An 18,731-nucleotide genomic window follows, 5' to 3' on the forward strand; every position below is an offset into this window, starting at 1 on the left:
TTTCATCGCCGCTCGTCCTTCCGATGACCAACGCTAACGCCACCACTCCTCCGTTCATCGCCGTCGTGCCGGCCCGGCTCGCCTCGACGCGTCTGCCCAACAAGCCGCTCGCCGATATCGGCGGCAAGCCGATGGTGGTGCGGGTCGCCGAACGCGCACGCGAATCGGGCGCGCAGCAGGTGCTGATCGCCTCCGACGCGCAAGCGGTGCTGGACGTAGCCCGCGAGCACGGCTTCGAAGCCGTGCTGACGCGTGCCGATCATCCGTCGGGCACCGACCGTCTCGCGGAAGTGGCGGCGCAGTTCGGCTGGAGCGACGAGACGATCGTGGTGAACGTACAGGGCGACGAGCCGCTGATCGACCCGGTGCTCGTGTGCGGCGTGGCGTCGCACCTGGCTTCGAGCCACGGCTGCGCGATCGCCACCGCCGCGCATCCGATCACCGACCCCGCGGAAATTTTCAATCCGAACATCGTCAAGGTCGTGCTCGACGCGCGCGGCGTCGCACTGTACTTCTCGCGCGCGCCGATTCCATGGGCACGCGACGCGTATCAGCCGCATTGGCCCGACGTGGCCTCGATGCCCGCGCCGCCGGCCCTCGCGGTCGTCCATCGGCATATCGGCCTGTACGCGTATCGTGCCCAATTCCTGCGCACATATCCGAGCCTCGCGATCTCGCCGATCGAGCAGGTCGAAGCGCTCGAACAATTGCGCGCGATGTGGCACGGCGAGCGAATCGCGGTGCTCGTCACACAGAATGCGCCGCTGCCCGGCGTCGACACGCCCGCCGATCTCGCGCGCGTGCAGGCTTTATTCGGGGCTTGAGCTTAAAAACCCATGGCATAATCGGACGGTTGTGCGCGCCTCCCGTTAAATGCGAGAGTCAGGGTTTGCCCCGGTCGCCCCGTTGTCGCCTTGCAGCGCCGTCGTTGTCGACGTGCAGCGCGAGACTCGAAACGGCAGCCGACGCGGGTCCCTCGACGAATCGTGGGATGGCTGCAGCGCCACCAAAGAATTCACATAGATCTGGAGATATCACATGCGTTTGATCCTTTTGGGTGCGCCGGGCGCGGGTAAGGGCACTCAGGCAAACTTCATCAAGGAAAAGTTCGGCATTCCGCAAATTTCCACCGGTGACATGCTGCGTGCGGCCGTTAAGGCAGGCACGCCGCTCGGCCTTGAAGCCAAGCGCTTCATGGATGCCGGTGAACTGGTCACGGACGAGTTGATCATCAACCTGGTGAGGGAACGCCTGCAGCAGCCGGATTGCGCGAACGGTTATCTGTTCGACGGTTTTCCGCGCACCATTCCGCAAGCCGAAGCCATGAAACAGGCGGGCGTCGCGATCGATTACGTGCTGGAAATCGACGTGCCGTTCGACGAGATCATCGTGCGTATGAGCGGCCGCCGCTCGCACGCGGCGTCGGGCCGTACGTACCACGTCAAGTTCAACCCGCCGAAGGTTGAAGGTGTGGATGACGTGACGGGCGAACCGCTGATCCAGCGCGACGACGACAAGGAAGAAACGGTCAAGAAGCGCCTCGACGTGTACGTTGCGCAAACCAAGCCGCTGATCGAGTATTACAACAACTGGGCGCAAAACGGCGACCCGTCGAGTCCGCTGAAGGCGCCGGAATATCGCCGCATCTCGGGCCTCGGCACAGTCGACGAAATTCGCAACCGCGCGTTCGATGCGTTGAAGTAATCTCGCGTCGCCCGTTGTCGGTTGTCGGTTGAAAAACCCGCCCATGCCGGCGGGTTTTTTATTGCGCGCGGCGTGGCATGCGCGCTCCCACGATCTCCGTGGCCCGCCATGCCCAGCATTAATTAGCCATCCGTATCAGTTTGGCGGTGCAATGAGTCGCCGGCAAGGACCCCATGCGGGCGGCGCCCCCCGCCACTTCGCTTTCCGCATTGCAGCACAGCCGTTACAATCGATCATCGAAAAAATATTCGATCGAGACATTACCGAACTGAAGCAAAGGAGAAGACATGGAGATTCGTGACAACGTATTCCTGATCACCGGCGGTGCATCGGGCCTCGGCGCGGCGACAGCGCGCCTTCTCGTCGAGAATGGCGGCAAGGTGGTGCTCGCCGATCTGAATCAGGATGCCGGTGAGGCGCTCGCGAAGGAACTGGGCGGCGTGTTCGTCAAATGCGACGTGAGCCGCGAAGACGACGCCACCCAAGCCGTTGAAGCCGCCACGAAGCTCGGCACGCTGCGCGGCCTCGTCAATTGCGCGGGCGTTGCGCCCGCCATCAAGACGGTCGGCAAAGACGGTCCGCATCCGCTCGAGTCGTTTGCCCGCACCATCTCCATCAATCTCATCGGCACCTTCAACATGATCCGGCTCGCCGCCGCAACCATGTCGAAGAACGAACCGAATACGAATGGCGAGCGTGGCGTGATCATCAATACGGCGTCGGTGGCAGCATATGACGGCCAGATCGGCCAGGCCGCTTATGCGGCATCCAAGAGCGGTGTGGTCGGCATGACGCTGCCGATCGCGCGCGACCTGTCGCGCAACGCGATCCGCGTAATGACGATCGCACCGGGCATCTTCGAAACGCCGATGCTGCTCGGCATGCCGCAGGAAGTGCAGGACGCGCTCGGCGCGATGGTGCCGTTCCCCCCGCGCCTCGGCAAACCGGCAGAGTACGCGATGCTGGCCAAGCAGATCTTCGACAATCCGATGCTCAACGGCGAAGTGATTCGTCTGGACGGCGCGATCCGGATGCAGCCGAAGTAACGAGGTGTCCTGCGTGCCGCTTTACGCGGCCGCGCCAATGAAAAACGCCTGCACGCGACTCAACATGAGTCACGTGCAGGCGTTTTGTTTGACCGGCCGGCCGGCAAGCGTTCTTAGTCGCGGTCGTCGTACTGGGTGCGTTGACGCAGTTCATGCAACTGCGACTCCACCATCGTCGCGTCCTCCGCGTCGGGCCGGTCGCCGAGATATCGTTCGAGGTCCTCGAGTGCCGGACGCAGATAGTCAAGCCGCGCATAGGCGAAACCGCGATCGCGCACCTCCTCGATACTTTCCGGCAACAGAATGACGAGACGCTGCTGCACCGCCAGCAGACGCTGCCAGCGTTCTGTCTGAAGATAAGTCGACTTCAGATTGCGCAGCATGCGAGCGATGATCTCGCGGCGCGTGGCCGGTTGCAGCAACATGCGCAGCGCCCGGCTCACCGACTCGCCCGCCGACGCCACATACGGCTCCAGCATGTCCACCATCTGCGATTCGGACAGCGAATGCCCACTGGTCGGGTCGAGCATCACGTCGCCATCCGGTGTTGTCACGCGTAACAGGAAGTGGCCCGGAAACGACACGCCGCGCGCCGGGATACCGATCTGCTCGGCCATCTCCAGATACAGCACCGCCAGCGAAATCGGAATGCCGCGGCGCCGCTTGAGCACCGCATTCAGATGGCTGTTGTCGGGGTCGTAATAATCGTTGAGGTTGCTGGCGAAACCCAGCTCACGGAAGAAGAAACGGTTCAGAATGCCGACCTTCTGCCTGATGTCGGCGTCGTCCGGCATGCGGCGCTGCAAGCGCACGACCAGCTCGTCGATCTCGGCTAACGTGCCTTGCATATCGAGATCGGGATAAGCGTCCTGCGCGAGCGAGAGCGCCGCCTCGGTCAGCGGCAAGCTGTCGTCCTCGGCAACCAGCGTGCTGAAATAATCGAGAACCCGCGTCATCGTGATCACTTCACTCGCCTTTTGAAATACGCGTACTTGAAGCCCATCAGCCAAAGCATACCGAAATATAGCGCGGCGAACAGAACGAGGCACGCCCCCAGCAACACGATGCGGTCGACCGGCCGATTATGCATGCCGATCCAGTCGAAGCTGATCGCGAGCCAATGCATCGTGCCGGCCAGCACCAGGCAGGCGCCGAACAGCTGTACGAAAAACTTCAGCCAGCCGCTCGACGGCATATAGATGCCGCGCTTGCGCAAGCCAAGGAACAGAAACAAGGCGTTGACACACGCGCCGAGCCCGACGCTAAGCGTGAGACCCGCATGCGCGAAAATCGGCACGAACAGGTAGTTGCTCAACTGCGTGACGATCAGCACGCCAACGCCGATCTTCACCGGCGTCTTGATGTCCTGCTTTGCGTAAAAACCGGGCGCGAGGATCTTGATGAGGATCAGACCGATCAGGCCGATGCCGTAGGCCGACAGCGCGCGGCCGACCATCACCACCGAGTTGCCGTCGAACTTGCCGTAGTGAAACAGTGTCGCGGTGAGAGGCTGGGCGAAGAAGAACAGCGCGACGGCGCTCGGTGCGGCCAGCAGGAAGGTGACGCGCAGCCCCCAGTCGAGCAGCGACGAATACTCGTGCGGATCGGCGTCCACGTGCGCCTTCGAGAGGCTCGGCAGCAGGATCGTGCCGAGCGCGACGCCGAGCAGCGCGGTCGGAAACTCCATCAGCCGGTCGGCGTAGTTGATCCAGGAGACGGCACCCGGGCCGATGCGCGACGCGATGTTGGTGTTGATGATCAGGCTGATCTGCGCGACCGACACGGCGAACATCGCCGGCACCATCTTCGACAGCACCCGCTTGACGCCGCGGTGCGCGAGCGCCTTCAGCGGATTCAGACCGATGCGCGGCAGCATATCGATCTTCTTCAGACCGGGCAGTTGCACGATGAATTGCAGCACGCCGCCAGCGATCACCGCCCAGGCAAGGGCATAAACCGGCGTGTGCAGGCGCGGCGCGACGAACACCGCCGCGACGATGAAAGCGACGTTCAGCAGGACCGGGGCGAAGGCAGGCAGCGAAAAGTTCTTGTACGTATTCAGCACGCCGGACGCCAGCGACGTCAGCGAGATGAAAATGATGTACGGGAACATGATGCGCGTCATCGTGACCGCGAGCGCGTACGCCTGGCCTTCATGCGCAAGCCCTGACGCGACGATGAACACCACGCCCGACGCCCCCACCACGCCGATCAACGAGAGAATCGCGAGCGCCCAGGCAAGCACGGTCGACGTGGCGTCGACGAGCGCCTTGGTGGCGTCGTGTCCTTGCTGGTTCTTGAACTCGGCGAGGATCGGCACGAAGGCCTGCGAGAAGGCACCCTCGGCGGAAATGCGGCGCAGCAGGTTCGGAATGCGGAAGGCGACGTAAAACGCGTCAGTGTATTGACTGGCGCCGAACGCGCGTGCGATCAGCGTTTCGCGGGCCAGTCCGGTCACGCGCGACAGCAGCGTGAAGCCGCTGACCGTCAGCAGGGCTCGGAATAGATTCATGGGGCGCTTATTATACGGGTGCCGCAGGTGCGGACGACGAGCCGGAACGCGAATCGGACCGATTTGCGCCGCGGACGTTCGCTCGGAGGTGCGGATCGGGCCGTTTTTTGTTGCTTGCCGCGCGCCTTGCGTGCCGAGCCCGCCGTCCGTTCGTCCGTTGCGCAGTCGGCGGCATGCCCTCCCCGTCCCCGTTGGCCCACGGAATCCCGGACCTTGCGTGGCAACCCGGCACATCAGGACTGGCGATTCCCCGTTGCCACGTGCCTGATTTTGTTGCTATAATCGCCGGTTTCGAAGCTCGCTCAATTTTCGGACGGGGTTCAGGCGCGCCGCAGTACGCAAGCTCGAGCAGCATGCAAGCCGTATTGAGGCGCAGACCGCCAGCCTCGGAAAACACCGGAACACGGGCCCGCCTTCGCGTAGTCCGATCGATTTTTCGAATTATTTCGACACTTTTGCGCTCTTGGGCAATCGCTTCCAAGAGTTCGATCTAAAAGCAGCACCTCACCACTTGAAGGTCAGGTACTGGAAACAGGAACAGGATAAGGAACCGTCATGGCTAACTCCGCACAAGCACGCAAGCGCGCCCGCCAGGCCGCCAAGGCAAACTCGCACAACTCGGCACTGCGCTCGAAGTTCCGCACGGCTATCAAGGCTGTCCGCAAGGCTATCGAAGCCGGCGACAAGGCTAAGGCCGCCGAGATCTTCCAGGCATCGTCGAAGACCATCGACATCATCGCCGACAAGAAAATCGTTCACAAGAACAAGGCAGCTCGTAACAAGAGCCGCCTGGCTGCAGCCCTCAAGGGTCTGCAAGCACCCGCAGCGCAGTAAATTCGGTCAGCCCGCTTCGGTGGGCTACCTCCTGTTTCCGCTGCAACAGAAAGGCTCGCTTCGGCGGGCTTTTTTGCTTGGTGCGACAAACAGACCTTCCTTCAGAAGACTGCAACAGACATGCATAGTCCCGCGCGTACGTGGGACTACTCGGCACATGTGCAGGCGAGGGAGCTGACTAATGTCCGGAAGCCACGAGTTGAATCTCCGGATTCACTGGTGCCGTGGTGAGAGACGTCTGTGCGGATGATTCTGGCGCATAAGCAGCCATCGCCTGGATCAGTTGCGCTGCGCGCTGGTCCGCAGCACCTAGGGCAGATACATTCGATCGGGTATCCCAATCTCTCCGGGAAAATCCGCGATGACTGCGGTGCCCTGATTGATTTCAGTTTCGACTCCAACCCTATCGCTCGCGCTCATCCGGACTGAAGCAAGAGGGCGGTAGACATTCTCCACGGAACCATCAGCGTGGATGTCGTTTATCGCTATAAGGCCTCCTTCGGAATCTTGGATGAACTGGCGACCCGATCCGTCCGACGCGTAGCTGGTCTGCTCCGTCTGGCCGGCCGAATCCCATCTCCAAACGTTGCGTGAGCCGTCGTCGAAGTTCAAATGCAGCCCCGCCATGATCCCGGTTTGCTCATCATAGAATTCGTGCACGGATGTTCCGCCATTCATGATCGACAATCTATCTGTTTTCACACCCGCAGCGTTGTACGCGACCACGTCCTGCGAGCCGTCGTCAAAACTAGTCACGCTGCCCGTCGCGGCCCCGGAAATTACGCCACGTTGCCCCCATGTGGTGATGGTACCGTTCGCGACGTGAATTTCGTTTCCGGTTGCACGGTCCAGAATGACATTGTCATCGGCAAAGTTGAACGTTACCGCGGCGCCGGCTCCAACGTTAATGGTATTTCCCTTGCCATTAATCGAAGCACTTGCGCCATCTTCAAGATCGATCAGGAAATTGTCGACGTTCGAGACTATGTTCGAGCCAGTGATCTTTATATTAATCTTTGAACCACTCATATCGAGGATGACGCGGCCAGTTTCCACACCGTTTTCCTCGACCTGAAAGCTGCTCCCTCCAGCGAGGCTTCCAGTAAAACTGTCGGTAGCGTTTCCGGGTACAAAGATCTCCGCGTTGCCGTGCATGTCACTCAGGATGATCTGTAATTCTTCGCTTTGTTTAAACGCCCCATCTATTAGCGCCTGGCTTAAAGCGTTGAGATAATTCTGCAGCCAGTTCACGCCTCCGATAGTGTTCTGCGCTGTACCCGCAAACAATGCGACAACGCCGCCCGCAGTTCCGATTACAAGCATTGCAGGTGCCGTCGTTGGAGCCACCTCTGCGACAACGCCTGCGACACCCGCGCCAATTGCGGCACCGTCAGCTATCAAGCCGGCCACAGCTGCCGCTTGCGCCATGCTGTCCTTTCTGAACGTCGCATCGTCCAATGCCCGCCTGTCCGCATCGATCCCCATTTTCCCTGCTATAAGACCGGCTACTCCCGAAATGGCGGAGAAACCAGGAACCTCGGAAAGTGCCGTCGCCGCCGACGCTAACGCGATGGTGGCCGCTTCAACATTCTCCGGTGTCGCGTCCCCATGAACATAGTCGCGAACCGCGGTTGCAAAATCAACCCACGCTTTGGTGAATGAAGCCACATTTACATTAGTTTCAATTACCGTTATTCCACTCATTATTCACCTTTTCGTTAAATTAATTTGATAGATCAACAGCAAGTCGAAATCCGATAACACTATCACGCGTTTCGGTCTTATATGCGTGTCGAACGGATGAGCGAACGCCAATCGGAATCGTTGCCCAACTGGCCCCTCGCGCTGTCTTCTTTGAACAATCCGGAAAATGAAAATCCTCTGGATCATTTGAGTAGGTAAATTGGAAACAATCGGAAACCCACTGATACGCGTTGCCGAGCATGTCGTACAAACCCCATGGGTTTGGCCTGAACGATCCGACCGGCGAAGTTTCGACGTATCCGTCTTCGCAATCTACGTAGGCGGCCGCTGGGTCTAGATCTCGCGCGGACACATCTCTTGCATTTTCATATGCGCATTGCTCAGAACGCTTACCATCCCAATATGAACGGGTAACCGTACCGGCACGCGCCGCATACTCCCACTCGGCCTCGGTCGGCAGCCGGTATTTTCTAGCGTTGCCAGCGGGCAATTTTGAATTCAGCCACGCGATAAACTTCTGCGCGTCCGCCCATGAAACACAGACAACCGGATCATCATCACTCTGGCTGAACCCCGGATCTTTCCAGTCCGCACGGGAGTTAGGCCACCATCCCTCGCCGTTATAAACGGAACATCCCCTACCATCAAATTCGGTCTCTTTTGCGAAAATCGAAAACTGTTTCCTCGTCACGTCGAATTTAGCAATACCAAATGACTTGACAGACACGGAATGCTGCGGAGTTTCGTCCTCGTACATCGATGCATAATTCTTTTCACCCTCGAAGTCTTCCTTCCTCGCGCCCATCATGTATTCACCAGCCGGAATAACAACCATCTCAGAGCAGACGTCACAGTCCTTAAAATGCTTCAACGCATTAAGGGCTTCTTTCCCCTCAGATGTCACGGAAATCAGGCAGAATGCCACTGGCAAAATAATTTTCCATAAGCCCGGCATCGACACTCTCAAGCGGCAAAGCGCATGAAACATCAAATATTTTTTCATTCCAGTTCTTCCAAAAACTGCAGTCCTACAGTGTCCGCATTCGATTTAGACTACCGTTACTCCATTCACGGTCACCACTTGATCAACTACCTTGATAGATCAACAGCAAGTCGAAATCCAATAGTGCTCCGACGCGTCTCTGTCTTATACGCAATTCGGTTCGCCGCGCGAACGCCGATGGGAATCGTCGCCCAACTGCCTCCCCGCGCTGTCTTCATTGAACAATCCGGAAAATGGAAATCTTCTGGATCAGTTGAATAGGTAAATTGCGAACAATCGAAAACCCACTGATAGGCGTTACCAAGCATGTCGTACAGGCCCCATGGGTTCGGCCGGAATGATCCAACCGGCGATGTTTCTATGTATCCGTCCTTGCAATCTACGTATGGCGCAGTGGGGTCCAGATCTCGTGCGGACACGTCTCGTGTATTCTCATACGCGCATTGTTCTGAACGCTTATCACCCCAATAAGTACGGGCGACCGTGCCGGCGCGCGCGGCATATTCCCACTTGGCCTCGGTCGGCAACCGATGTTTTCCGGCCTTGCCATCGGGTGTTTTAGAATTCAACCATACGATAAATTTCTGAGCATCCGCCCAGGAAACACAGACAACCGGATCATCATCGCTCTGGCTGAACCCAGGATTCTTCCAGTCCGCGTGGGAGTCGAACACCCACCATCTTCCGTTATAAGTTGTGCAGCCCCTGCCATCAAATGCGGTTTCGTTTGAGAATATCGAAAATTGCTTCCTCGTCACATCGAACTTCGCGAAGCCAAATGATTTAACGGACACCGGATGACGCGACGTTTCGTCCCTGTACATCGATGCATAATTCTTTTCACCCTCTAAGTCCTCCTCCCTGGCGCCCATCATGTATTCGCCAGCCGGGATAACAACCATCTCCGAGCAGACGTCACAGCCCTTAAAATGCCTTAACGCATTAATGGCTTCTTTCCCCTCAGATGTCACAGAAACCAGACAGAATGCCACCGGCAATAAAATTCTCCACAAACGCGGCATCGATACCATCAGGCTGCAAAGTTCAGGAAATGCCAGCTTCTCTTTGATTCTGTCTTTTACAAACCAAACACCTGCGCACGCCGCTTGCATATACAGACCTTTTATTTCTGGATAGATGTGTCTTGATCCCGACTCGGAGTTGATGTTAGTTCTTATCCTCTTGCATTCTGAAACACAATCTGGACTTTCAATCGCTCAATTAGCGAACTAGATAGGCTTGAGAAACTCTGCGACACAAGAATATGTGTGGAAATCGCCAGAATCTCCTCTTGTATAGATCGCTTGGGTTGCGACCCTTTTACTGATTTGTTGATTTTATTTACGATCAGTGGCGCCTCTATCGGACAAATCCGAAAAATGCATTGCGCGCAAGGCCATCCCAGGGCGATTGCACGAAACGTTACAGAGGGTTGCGAAATGCTTGTGAGCCCGGTTGAAAGCGCGTTTACGCCAGCTTTTGTGCCCGGGAAAAGCGATGCAGGAAGACGTGCTCAGTATCGAAGAGGCGTTTGGCGATTTGCGCGATCCGCGCAGCCGCACGCCGGCCCATGATCCGACTGAGATGCTGGTGGTGGCGCTGTGTGCAGTCCTGTCGGGCGCCGATAGCTGGGTGGCGATCCAGACGTGGGCCGAGGCGAAGCTGGAGTGGCTGCGACGCTACCTGCCGCTGGTCAACGGCATCCCGTCGCACGATACATTTGGGCGCGTATTTGCCGCGCTCGACGCGCAGCAGTTCGAAGCCTGCTTCATACGCTGGACTGCACATCTGTGCCCGGCACTGGTCGATCAGGTGGTGGCCATTGATGGCAAGACCGTGCGCGGCTCGCATCGTGGCCAGGAGCGCGCGCTTCACCTGGTGTCGGCCTACGGCAGTGGCCTGGGTATGGCGCTGGGACAGGTGCGCACGGCGGACAAAAGCAACGAGATCACGGCAATTCCGGAGTTGCTCGATGCGCTGCTGCTCAAGGGTGCGATCGTGACGATCGACGCGATGGGTTGCCAGCAACGCATTGCCGGGAAAATTATCGAGGCGCAGGCCGACTACGTGCTGGCGGTTAAGGACAACCAGCGGGCACTTGCGCGCCTGGTGCGTGGCGTCTTTGATTCATTGGAGCGTTGCCCAGAACTGCACGCGGGCACGTTTGACGAATACCGCGAGATCGACAAGGATCACGGCCGTATCGAGACACGGCGTTGCGTGGCCCAGGATATCTCCTCGCGCTGGCCCGGCAAGGTGGACGGGCGCTGGCCGGCACTGCGCTCGGTGGTCATGGTCGAGGCGACGCGCGAAATCGCCGGGGTCGCCTCGACGCAGCGCCGCTATTACATCAGTAGCCTGCCCGCTGACGCCTGCCGCATCGCTCATGCAGTACGTTCTCACTGGCGCATCGAAAACAACATGCACTGGGTGCTGGACATGGCCTTTGGCGAAGATCAATGCCGCGTGAGAGTTGAAAATGCAGCGCAGAACTTTGCGATCCTGCGTCGCATCACCATGAACCTGCTCAAGCGCGATACGAAAACCAAGGTCGGGCTGAAGATACGCCGCCTCAAGGCCGGTGCCAACGATCAATACCGAGCCAGCCTGCTGGGCCTATGAGCTTCATGCAATCGCCCTGAAGGCCATCCGGACAGTCACCCATGCCGGTGGTTGAGGGGAATCATGTTGAGGAGAGGGGCATCCGAATGTCTGTCGGCGGCGTGGTTACGGTCGACACCCGTAACGCAATCAGGCGCCCCATTAACGCGAAGAGTAAATCGCGGTCAAGCGGAATTGAGTGGCACGGCGAATGCGGTGCCAGTGCTGAACGGCCGAACGATCCGCATAGCCGGCTATCCCACCGCAAAGCGCGCCGAATGCGAATACTTCCAAAGAAACGGGCGACGTGGAATTTTTGCTGCTACCTCCAGCACAGTGTGAATACTGCGCCGTCACCCAGAACCGCTGTTGAATGCGGCAACCGGCAGCGCCGCTCCTTAGCGCGCGCTCCTGGCTTGCTGCGTGGCGTACTCGGGAGGCAACTCACACGCCTCAGTCACGAGGAGATCATTGTCTTTCGCAAAGTTGAGAACGAAATCGAAGGCCATCGGCTCGATGTCGCGCAAGCGCGAATCGAGAATCACGCATTTGAGGCCACCGATAATGGTGGGCCGGACGTACAAGGAGTATTGCAGGTAAGCGTTCGGTCCCTTGCCGCCCGGGCTGGGACCGAAGCATGCCATTACGCCTGCGAGCCGCTCCGACCAATCACTCGGCCGAAATTTTTTCCCGGTCGACGTGATGCCTTGAATGAAATATTCGGTTGGAGCTGCTTCGGCCATGTAGGAATACCTGTGTGACTGCCCAGCGGGATGACGGCAAAGCTGACTGCAAAACGGCTTTGGGATGCCTGACACATCGGCCACGCCTGAATGGCGAGCGGTGCCGCCAGAAACCGCGAAGGGCCGCACAAGCCGCCTCGGCGCTCATCATGACGGCGCACCACGAGGAAACTTTCCGGAGCGCGCAAGCCGTGTCCCGCAAGCTCAATACCGGCCTGCCAAGCTTAGGGATAACCGGCAGATTATAGCGCAGCGGACCCTTTCCCGCAGCGCACACAAGCCTCGTTTGAGGGTTTCGAAAGGCTTTCAGACAGCTTGCCCAGCCTTTTGGCCGACTCGTCAAACGGGGCGAAATCCTTTATGCTGCATTGAGTTACCACAAACGACGGCGGCGCCGTCCGGCAATCCTGCCGGGTGAGACCGCCGTATTTGTTTCATGACCGCCAAGAAAATTCGCCACTACCTGCAGTTCAAGGATTTCTCGCTGGAAGACTACGAGTACGTGCTGGAACGCGCGCGCATTCTGAAACGCAAATTCAAGAACTACGAGACCTACCACCCGCTGCACGACCGCACGCTGGCGATGATCTTCGAGAAAAACTCCACGCGCACGCGCCTGTCGTTCGAAGCCGGCATCTTCCAGCTGGGCGGCCACGCCGTCTTCATGAGCACGCGCGACACGCAGCTCGGCCGCGGCGAGCCGATCGAAGACGCAGCGCAAGTGATCTCGCGCATGGTCGACATCATCATGATCCGCACGTTCGGCCAGGACATCCTCGAGCGCTTCGCCGAGAATTCGCGCGTGCCGGTGATCAACGGGTTGACCAACGAATATCACCCTTGCCAGGTGTTGGCGGACATCTTCACGTACTTCGAGCATCGCGGTCCGATTCGCGGCAAGACGGTCGCGTGGGTCGGCGACGCGAACAACATGCTGTACACGTGGATCGAAGCCGCCCAGATTCTCGGTTTCAAGCTGCGCCTGTCCACACCGCCGGGCTACACGCTCGACCACGCCATGGTCGCTGCTGAAAGCGCACCGTTCTATCAGGAATTCGACGACCCGAACGAAGCCTGCACGGGCGCCGATCTGGTCACCACGGACGTATGGACCAGCATGGGCTTCGAGGCCGAAAACGAAGCCCGCAAGAAAGCCTTCGCGGACTGGTGCGTAGACGCCGATATGATGGCGCTCGCCAATTCTGATGCACTGTTCATGCACTGCCTGCCGGCCCACCGCGGCGAGGAAGTCAGCGCGGAAGTGATCGACGGCCCGCAAAGCGTTGTGTGGGACGAAGCGGAAAATCGGCTGCACGTGCAAAAGGCGTTAATGGAATATCTGCTGCTCGGCAAGCTCAATCACTGAGCGAGTTGCTACACAGCACCTGCGTGAAGCGTGACGGGGCCTTGAATACGAGGCAAGGCATCCACGTTTAACGCCACGCATCGAGCCGGCGTCCGCGAATGCAAACGGAACCGGCTCACCCACCGCACTGCCCCAAAAACGCAGGGAAGCGGCGGTTTAGTGTCAAAATAGTGGTTTCCCGCGCTCCGGAACCGCCGGCGCGCCTTGTTTTCCAGCTTTCTCCAGCTACGAGTTCACCATGAGCGATATCAAGAAAGTCGTGCTCGCCTATTCGGGCGGCCTCGACACCTCAGTCATCCTGAAGTGGTTGCAGGACAACTACGACGCCGAAGTCGTCACGTTTACGGCCGACATCGGCCAGGGCGAAGAGCTGGAACCGGCGCGCAAAAAAGCCCTGCAACTCGGCATCAAGCAGGAAAACATCTTCATTGAAGACCTGCGCGAAGAATTCGTGCGCGACTACGTGTTCCCGATGTTCCGCGCCAACACGATCTATGAAGGCGAGTATCTGCTGGGCACGTCGATCGCGCGCCCGCTGATCGCCAAGCGTCAGATCGAAATCGCCCGCGCCACCGGCGCGCAAGCGGTCTCGCACGGCGCAACCGGCAAGGGCAACGACCAGGTTCGCTTCGAACTCGGGTACTACGCGCTGGAACCGGGCATCAAGGTGATCGCACCGTGGCGCGAATGGGATCTGCTCTCGCGCGAAAAGCTGCTCGCCTACGCCGAAAAGGCCGGCATTCCGATCGAAATGAAGCACAAGCAAGGCGGCGCGCCGTATTCGATGGACGCGAACCTGCTGCACATCTCGTTCGAAGGCCGTCACCTGGAAGACCCGAAGGCCGAAGCCGAAGCCGATATGTGGCGTTGGACGGTGTCGCCGGAACAGGCGCCGGACCAGGCTGAATACCTCGACATCGAGTACGAGCACGGCGATCCGGTCGCGATCAACGGCAAGCGTCTGTCGGCGGCTGAAATGCTGACCGAGTTGAATCGTTTGGGCGGAAAGCACGGCATCGGCCGTCTGGATCTGGTGGAAAACCGCTACGTCGGCATGAAGTCGCGCGGCTGCTATGAAACGCCGGGCGGCACGATCATGCTGAAGGCGCACCGCGGCATCGAGTCGATCACGCTCGACCGCGAAGTGGCCCACCTGAAAGACGACCTGATGGCGCGTTACGCTGCGCTGATTTACAACGGTTACTGGTGGAGCCCGGAGCGCCGCGCAATCCAGGTGCTGATCGACCACACGCAAGAAAAGGTCAACGGCTGGGTGCGTGTGAAGCTGTACAAGGGCAGTGTGTCGGTTGTCGCGCGCGATTCGAAGGAAACGCTGTTCGACAAGACCATCGCCACGTTCGACGACGACGGCGGTGCTTACAATCAAGCCGACGCTGGCGGGTTCATCAAGCTGAACGCGCTGCGTATGCGGATTGCTGAAAACGCGCGTCGTCAGCGCGGCTGACGACATGCGTTTCGGTCAAGCCTAACTTCGCGTAAGCGAAATTAGGCGTCGTGAGGCGCGGGCGGAACCGAAGCGCAGATGCGAAAAAGGCGCCAGGAGACAACTCCTGGCGCCTTTTTCTATTGCAACGTCCCACTTATCCTGTCGCGACGAACCTGCTCCGTGTTCGGCTCCAAACCGCTTCTGCGAGCGCGAGTACCAACGCCCCTGCGCAAATCGCTGCACCACCATTGACCAACGTTTGCGGCTGCCGCGTCACAAACAAACCGGCTCAGCCTCCAACTCCACCCCAAACCGCGCCAGCACATCCCGCTGAACCGCCTTCGCGAGCGCCAACACCTCCGCTCCGTTCGCTCCGCCGAGATTCACCAGCACCAGCGCCTGCCGCTCATGCACGGCCGCGGCGCCCATCGCGCGGCCTTTCCAGCCACATCGATCGATCAACCAGCCCGCCGCGAGCTTCACCCGGCCGTCCGGTTGCGGATAAGACACGACCTCGGGCTCCTTAAGCTTCAGCGCCTCGAACTGCGTTGCCTCCACGACCGGATTCTTGAAGAAACTCCCGGCGTTCCCTAGCTGAAGCGGGTCGGGCAGCTTGGCGCGCCGCACCGCGACGACCGCGGCGAAAATCGCCTGTGCACTCGGCGCTGCACTGGCATGCTCACTCGCAGCCAGTTCACGCGCGATATCCGCATACCCGGCGCGCGGCTGCCACACCTTCGGCAAACGGAAAGTGACCGAAGTAATCACAAAACGGTCGCGCCCTTCCCGCTTGAAAAAACTATCGCGGTAACCGAATCGGCAAGCGTCGGCATCGAGCTCGACTACGGCGCCCGTTTCCAGCTCAATCGCCCGCAGCGACGCAAACCGCTCGCACATCTCCAGACCATACGCGCCGATATTCTGAATCGGCGCCGCCCCCACCGTCCCCGGGATCAGCGCGAGATTCTCCAACCCAGGCAGCCCTTGCGCCAAAGTCCATGCGACAAAGTCATGCCACGGCTCGCCGGCGGCCGCCTCGACGTACCATGCGTCGTGGTCCTCGCGCACGACGCGGCGGCCTTGCAGCGCCACCAGCAGCACCAGACCGGCGAAGTCATCCGTCAGCACGACATTGCTGCCGCCGCCCAGCACCAGCCGCGGCAAGCCGGCGGCACGCGGATCGCGCACGGCAGCCATCAATTGCGCTTCACGCTCGATCCGGCACGCAAACTGCGCGCGAACCTCGAAACCGAAGGTGTTATGCGCCTTCAGCGGATAGCCGGCAATGAACGCGGCGGAGTCGGATTGGGACATCAGAATGAGAAGAATGGAACGACGAACGAAACGGCATCTGGCCCCGGGCCGCGCGACAATGCGCGGCGGCCTTAGGCAAAAGAGAGTGGCGTCGGTAAAATGACGCCAGGTTCGTGATTATAGCGAGTGCCCCGTGAGCAGCCGACCGGCCGCGCCACGCACCGCAGCACTATTGGGAGAAAACAATGCCATCGTTTGACGTCGTCTGCGAAGCGGACATGATCGAAGTCAAGAACGCGATCGAGCAGTCCAACAAGGAAATTTCAACCCGCTTCGACTTCAAAGGGTCGGACGCCCGCGTCGAGCACAAGGAAAGCGAAATCACCGCCTACGCCGACGACGATTTCAAGCTCGGCCAGGTCAAAGACGTCCTGCTGTCGAAAATGGCCAAGCGCAATGTGGACGTGCGCTTTCTCGATTACGGCAAGGTCGAGAAGATCGGCGGCGACAAGGTCAAGCAGGTCATCAAGATCAAGAAAGGCGTGTCCGGCGATCTGTCGAAGAAAATCGTGCGTCTCGTGAAGGACAGCAAGATCAAGGTCCAGGCGAGCATTCAGGGCGACGCGGTGCGCATCACCGGCGGCAAGCGCGACGATCTGCAAAGCGTGATAGCGATGCTGCGCAAGGACGTGACCGATACGCCGCTCGACTTCAACAACTTCCGCGACTGAACGCGCGTCACGCCCGGTACCGGGCGCGAGTTGACGCTCGGCAATGGACGTGCGTTGCGGCTCACCACGGAACGCTTAGCTGCGTTGAGCCTCAGCACCCGGCACGGGTCGAACGCTCAGCACACAGGTGGTGCGCCTTCAGTACGCCTTCAGCGCGCAGTCCGCGAACGAACTAAGGCGCGCCGGCTAGAGCCCGCTTTGGCGCGCCCCGCCCGCACTTAAGGTTCGTTGCCGCCCGCCGCGCTGGCCGCTGCGTCGGCTTTCTTCTTGTCGCCTATGCGGCTTTCCTGGCCATGCATCAGTTTGGCGATATTGCCGCGGTGGCGCCATACCAGCAGCGAGCTCATCACGACAATCGCCAGTGCGATGACATGTGGCCCGAACAGAAAGCCGTCGAAGAACGGCGCGAACACCGCCGCGGCCAAAGCCGCCAGCGAAGAATAACGTGTGAAGAACGCTACGATCAGCCACGTCAGCAAGGTGGCAATGCCGAGGATCGGGTTGATCGCGATCAGCACGCCGGCTGCGGTCGCCACGCCCTTGCCGCCCTTGAAACGGAAGAAGATCGGATACAGGTGGCCGAGAAACACGGCAACGGACGCAATCGCAACCGACGTATCGTCGAGGCCGTAACGCGCGCCGAAGTGCACCACGAACCACACCGGCAGCCAGCCTTTGAAGGCGTCGCCGATCAGGGTGAGTATCGCAGCCTTCTTGCTGCCGCTGCGCAGCACGTTGGTGGCGCCCGGGTTGCCCGAGCCGTATGAGCGGGGGTCGTCCAGCCCCATCGCGGCGCTCACGATCACGGCAAACGACACCGAGCCGATCAGGTAGGCAACGACAGCAACGATCAGGTTTTGCATCTGGGACTCTTATAAGGATCGGCGGTCTGAAACTCGATACCCCAACCGCAACAGGGAACAAGGCGGCGCACATTCTACCGAACCCACCTGCCCGGAAAACATTCACGCAAACGTCAATCGACGCTCGCGCACTGAACCGGCTTCGCCGCCAGCAGGTCGGTCAATACCTTGGGCTGGATGCTGACCAGAAAACCGCGTCGGCCGCCGTTCAGCCAGATCTTGTCCATCACGAGGATGCTCGACTCGACGTACACCGGCATCTGTTTGCGCGTACCGAACGGCGACGTGCCGCCGATCAGATAGCCCGAATGCCGGTTCGCCACCTCGGGCTTGCACGGCTCGACGCGTTTCGCGCCGATCTGCCGCGCCAGATTCTTGGTGCTGACAGTGCGGTCGCCGTGCATCAGCACGATCAGCGGCTTGGCGTGCTCGTCTTCCATCACCAAAGTCTTGACGACATGATGTTCATCCACGCTAAGCTGGCGCGCCGATTCCTCGGTGCCGCCGTGCTCGACGTAATCGTAAGGATGTTCGCCGAAAGTGACGCCGTGACGGCGCAGAAACTGCGTCGCGGGCGTTTCGGAGACGTGTCTGGATTTGCTCATCGGCGCATTGTAATGGCGAGTTTGCACGACGGCTATTTGCCGAATGGCCAATTGTGCGAGTCCGGCGATTGTGGCACGATCGTTCGCAAATCTTCCGGAGCACAGTATGCTGGGCGCCGAATACGTTTAGCAACCATGTTGCATGGGACCAGCGTTAGACGCTAAGGCGTGTCGACCAGAGTTCGCGCTTTAGCGCGCTACTCTGGTCCCATGCAGAGCACTTACTCTGGTCGACCGCTTTGCATGGGACCAGAGTAAGACGCTAAAGCGTCAACTCTGGTCGACCGCTTTGCATGGGACCAGAGTAAGACGCTAAAG

Annotated in this window: 17 protein-coding genes; 8 read left to right on the forward strand and 9 right to left on the reverse strand. The window is 59.5% G+C overall.

The window, feature by feature from the left end; all coding sequences use genetic code 11:
• The first annotated feature begins 23 nt into the window (after nt 1–23).
• From kdsB to P3T22_RS10365, 3 genes are all read left to right on the forward strand, one after another.
• Nucleotides 24–824: a 3-deoxy-manno-octulosonate cytidylyltransferase gene (gene kdsB / locus P3T22_RS10355; protein ID WP_429324888.1), complete on the forward strand. Its 801-nt coding sequence runs from the start codon at nt 24–26 to the stop codon at nt 822–824.
• Nucleotides 825–1,038: 214 nt separating this feature from the next.
• Nucleotides 1,039–1,704, forward strand: coding sequence for an adenylate kinase (gene adk, locus P3T22_RS10360; protein WP_429324889.1), 666 nt, complete (start codon nt 1,039–1,041; stop codon nt 1,702–1,704).
• Between the two features lie 287 nt (nt 1,705–1,991).
• Entirely contained in the window at nt 1,992–2,750 is a 759-nt protein-coding gene (locus P3T22_RS10365) for a 3-hydroxyacyl-CoA dehydrogenase (RefSeq protein WP_063497166.1), read from the forward strand.
• Nucleotides 2,751–2,863: 113 nt separating this feature from the next.
• Here the strand turns inward: P3T22_RS10365 and P3T22_RS10370 are convergent, their stop codons facing one another.
• Nucleotides 2,864–3,706, reverse strand: a complete 843-nt coding sequence (locus tag P3T22_RS10370) for a SirB1 family protein (RefSeq protein WP_429324901.1) — start codon at nt 3,704–3,706, stop codon at nt 2,864–2,866.
• Nucleotides 3,707–3,711: 5 nt separating this feature from the next.
• The gene (gene murJ, locus P3T22_RS10375) at nt 3,712–5,262 is read right to left on the reverse strand and encodes a murein biosynthesis integral membrane protein MurJ (protein WP_429324890.1); all 1,551 of its coding nucleotides are present in this window, start codon (nt 5,260–5,262) and stop codon (nt 3,712–3,714) included.
• A gap of 555 nt (nt 5,263–5,817) precedes the next feature.
• Here murJ and rpsT point away from each other — a divergent pair.
• Nucleotides 5,818–6,096, forward strand: coding sequence for a 30S ribosomal protein S20 (gene rpsT, locus P3T22_RS10380; RefSeq protein ID WP_028197938.1), 279 nt, complete (start codon nt 5,818–5,820; stop codon nt 6,094–6,096).
• Nucleotides 6,097–6,405: 309 nt separating this feature from the next.
• Here rpsT and P3T22_RS10385 read toward each other — a convergent pair whose 3' ends face one another.
• The 3 genes from P3T22_RS10385 to P3T22_RS10395 form a co-directional block, all read right to left on the reverse strand.
• Nucleotides 6,406–7,800, reverse strand: coding sequence for a hypothetical protein (locus P3T22_RS10385; protein ID WP_429324891.1), 1,395 nt, complete (start codon nt 7,798–7,800; stop codon nt 6,406–6,408).
• Nucleotides 7,801–7,819: 19 nt separating this feature from the next.
• Complete coding sequence (locus tag P3T22_RS10390; protein ID WP_429324892.1) at nt 7,820–8,803, reverse strand: formylglycine-generating enzyme family protein; 984 nt, start codon at nt 8,801–8,803, stop codon at nt 7,820–7,822.
• 86 nt (nt 8,804–8,889) lie between these two features.
• Nucleotides 8,890–9,915: a formylglycine-generating enzyme family protein gene (locus P3T22_RS10395; RefSeq protein WP_429324893.1), complete on the reverse strand. Its 1,026-nt coding sequence runs from the start codon at nt 9,913–9,915 to the stop codon at nt 8,890–8,892.
• Nucleotides 9,916–10,300: 385 nt separating this feature from the next.
• Here P3T22_RS10395 and P3T22_RS10400 point away from each other — a divergent pair, with 385 nt between their 5' ends.
• Nucleotides 10,301–11,425 (forward strand): ISAs1 family transposase, encoded by a 1,125-nt coding sequence (locus tag P3T22_RS10400; RefSeq protein WP_063497171.1) that lies wholly within the window; start codon nt 10,301–10,303, stop codon nt 11,423–11,425.
• A gap of 377 nt (nt 11,426–11,802) precedes the next feature.
• On the opposite strand, the gene P3T22_RS10405 is transcribed toward P3T22_RS10400, so the two are convergent.
• Nucleotides 11,803–12,147: a DUF3579 domain-containing protein gene (locus tag P3T22_RS10405; RefSeq protein ID WP_063497172.1), complete on the reverse strand. Its 345-nt coding sequence runs from the start codon at nt 12,145–12,147 to the stop codon at nt 11,803–11,805.
• Nucleotides 12,148–12,583: 436 nt separating this feature from the next.
• Here P3T22_RS10405 and argF point away from each other — a divergent pair, with 436 nt between their 5' ends.
• Entirely contained in the window at nt 12,584–13,513 is a 930-nt protein-coding gene (gene argF / locus P3T22_RS10410; protein WP_063497174.1) for an ornithine carbamoyltransferase, read from the forward strand.
• Nucleotides 13,514–13,751: 238 nt separating this feature from the next.
• Nucleotides 13,752–14,978 carry an argininosuccinate synthase gene (locus tag P3T22_RS10415; protein ID WP_063497175.1) on the forward strand — a complete coding sequence of 409 codons (1,227 nt, stop codon included), beginning with the start codon at nt 13,752–13,754 and terminating at the stop codon, nt 14,976–14,978.
• Nucleotides 14,979–15,233: 255 nt separating this feature from the next.
• Here the strand turns inward: P3T22_RS10415 and murB are convergent, their stop codons facing one another.
• A complete protein-coding gene (murB, locus tag P3T22_RS10420) occupies nt 15,234–16,274 on the reverse strand; it encodes a UDP-N-acetylmuramate dehydrogenase (RefSeq protein ID WP_063497176.1) in 1,041 nt (346 codons plus the stop codon).
• A gap of 185 nt (nt 16,275–16,459) precedes the next feature.
• Here murB and P3T22_RS10425 point away from each other — a divergent pair, with 185 nt between their 5' ends.
• Nucleotides 16,460–16,945 (forward strand): YajQ family cyclic di-GMP-binding protein, encoded by a 486-nt coding sequence (locus P3T22_RS10425; RefSeq protein ID WP_063497177.1) that lies wholly within the window; start codon nt 16,460–16,462, stop codon nt 16,943–16,945.
• 218 nt (nt 16,946–17,163) lie between these two features.
• Here the strand turns inward: P3T22_RS10425 and plsY are convergent, their stop codons facing one another.
• Nucleotides 17,164–17,808, reverse strand: a complete 645-nt coding sequence (plsY, locus tag P3T22_RS10430) for a glycerol-3-phosphate 1-O-acyltransferase PlsY (RefSeq protein WP_429324894.1) — start codon at nt 17,806–17,808, stop codon at nt 17,164–17,166.
• A gap of 113 nt (nt 17,809–17,921) precedes the next feature.
• A complete protein-coding gene (gene ybaK / locus P3T22_RS10435; protein ID WP_063497179.1) occupies nt 17,922–18,413 on the reverse strand; it encodes a Cys-tRNA(Pro) deacylase in 492 nt (163 codons plus the stop codon).
• Nucleotides 18,414–18,731: the final 318 nt, after the last annotated feature.

The sequence above is a fragment of the Paraburkholderia sp. GAS348 genome (genome assembly GCF_050434205.1).
GTDB lineage: Bacteria > Pseudomonadota > Gammaproteobacteria > Burkholderiales > Burkholderiaceae > Paraburkholderia.

Excerpts from the sequence above, each read along its gene's own strand:
- kdsB (WP_429324888.1), top strand. The coding sequence starts at position 24 with ATGACCAACGCTAACGCCACCACTCCTCCGTTCATCGCCGTCGTGCCG.
- adk (WP_429324889.1), top strand. The coding sequence starts at position 1,039 with ATGCGTTTGATCCTTTTGGGTGCGCCGGGCGCGGGTAAGGGCACTCAG.
- P3T22_RS10365 (WP_063497166.1), top strand. The coding sequence starts at position 1,992 with ATGGAGATTCGTGACAACGTATTCCTGATCACCGGCGGTGCATCGGGC.
- P3T22_RS10370 (WP_429324901.1), bottom strand. The coding sequence starts at position 3,706 with ATGACGCGGGTTCTCGATTATTTCAGCACGCTGGTTGCCGAGGACGAC.
- murJ (WP_429324890.1), bottom strand. The coding sequence starts at position 5,262 with ATGAATCTATTCCGAGCCCTGCTGACGGTCAGCGGCTTCACGCTGCTG.
- rpsT (WP_028197938.1), top strand. The coding sequence starts at position 5,818 with ATGGCTAACTCCGCACAAGCACGCAAGCGCGCCCGCCAGGCCGCCAAG.
- P3T22_RS10385 (WP_429324891.1), bottom strand. The coding sequence starts at position 7,800 with ATGAGTGGAATAACGGTAATTGAAACTAATGTAAATGTGGCTTCATTC.
- P3T22_RS10390 (WP_429324892.1), bottom strand. The coding sequence starts at position 8,803 with ATGAAAAAATATTTGATGTTTCATGCGCTTTGCCGCTTGAGAGTGTCG.
- P3T22_RS10395 (WP_429324893.1), bottom strand. The coding sequence starts at position 9,915 with ATGCAAGCGGCGTGCGCAGGTGTTTGGTTTGTAAAAGACAGAATCAAA.
- P3T22_RS10400 (WP_063497171.1), top strand. The coding sequence starts at position 10,301 with ATGCAGGAAGACGTGCTCAGTATCGAAGAGGCGTTTGGCGATTTGCGC.
- P3T22_RS10405 (WP_063497172.1), bottom strand. The coding sequence starts at position 12,147 with ATGGCCGAAGCAGCTCCAACCGAATATTTCATTCAAGGCATCACGTCG.
- argF (WP_063497174.1), top strand. The coding sequence starts at position 12,584 with ATGACCGCCAAGAAAATTCGCCACTACCTGCAGTTCAAGGATTTCTCG.
- P3T22_RS10415 (WP_063497175.1), top strand. The coding sequence starts at position 13,752 with ATGAGCGATATCAAGAAAGTCGTGCTCGCCTATTCGGGCGGCCTCGAC.
- murB (WP_063497176.1), bottom strand. The coding sequence starts at position 16,274 with ATGTCCCAATCCGACTCCGCCGCGTTCATTGCCGGCTATCCGCTGAAG.
- P3T22_RS10425 (WP_063497177.1), top strand. The coding sequence starts at position 16,460 with ATGCCATCGTTTGACGTCGTCTGCGAAGCGGACATGATCGAAGTCAAG.
- plsY (WP_429324894.1), bottom strand. The coding sequence starts at position 17,808 with ATGCAAAACCTGATCGTTGCTGTCGTTGCCTACCTGATCGGCTCGGTG.
- ybaK (WP_063497179.1), bottom strand. The coding sequence starts at position 18,413 with ATGAGCAAATCCAGACACGTCTCCGAAACGCCCGCGACGCAGTTTCTG.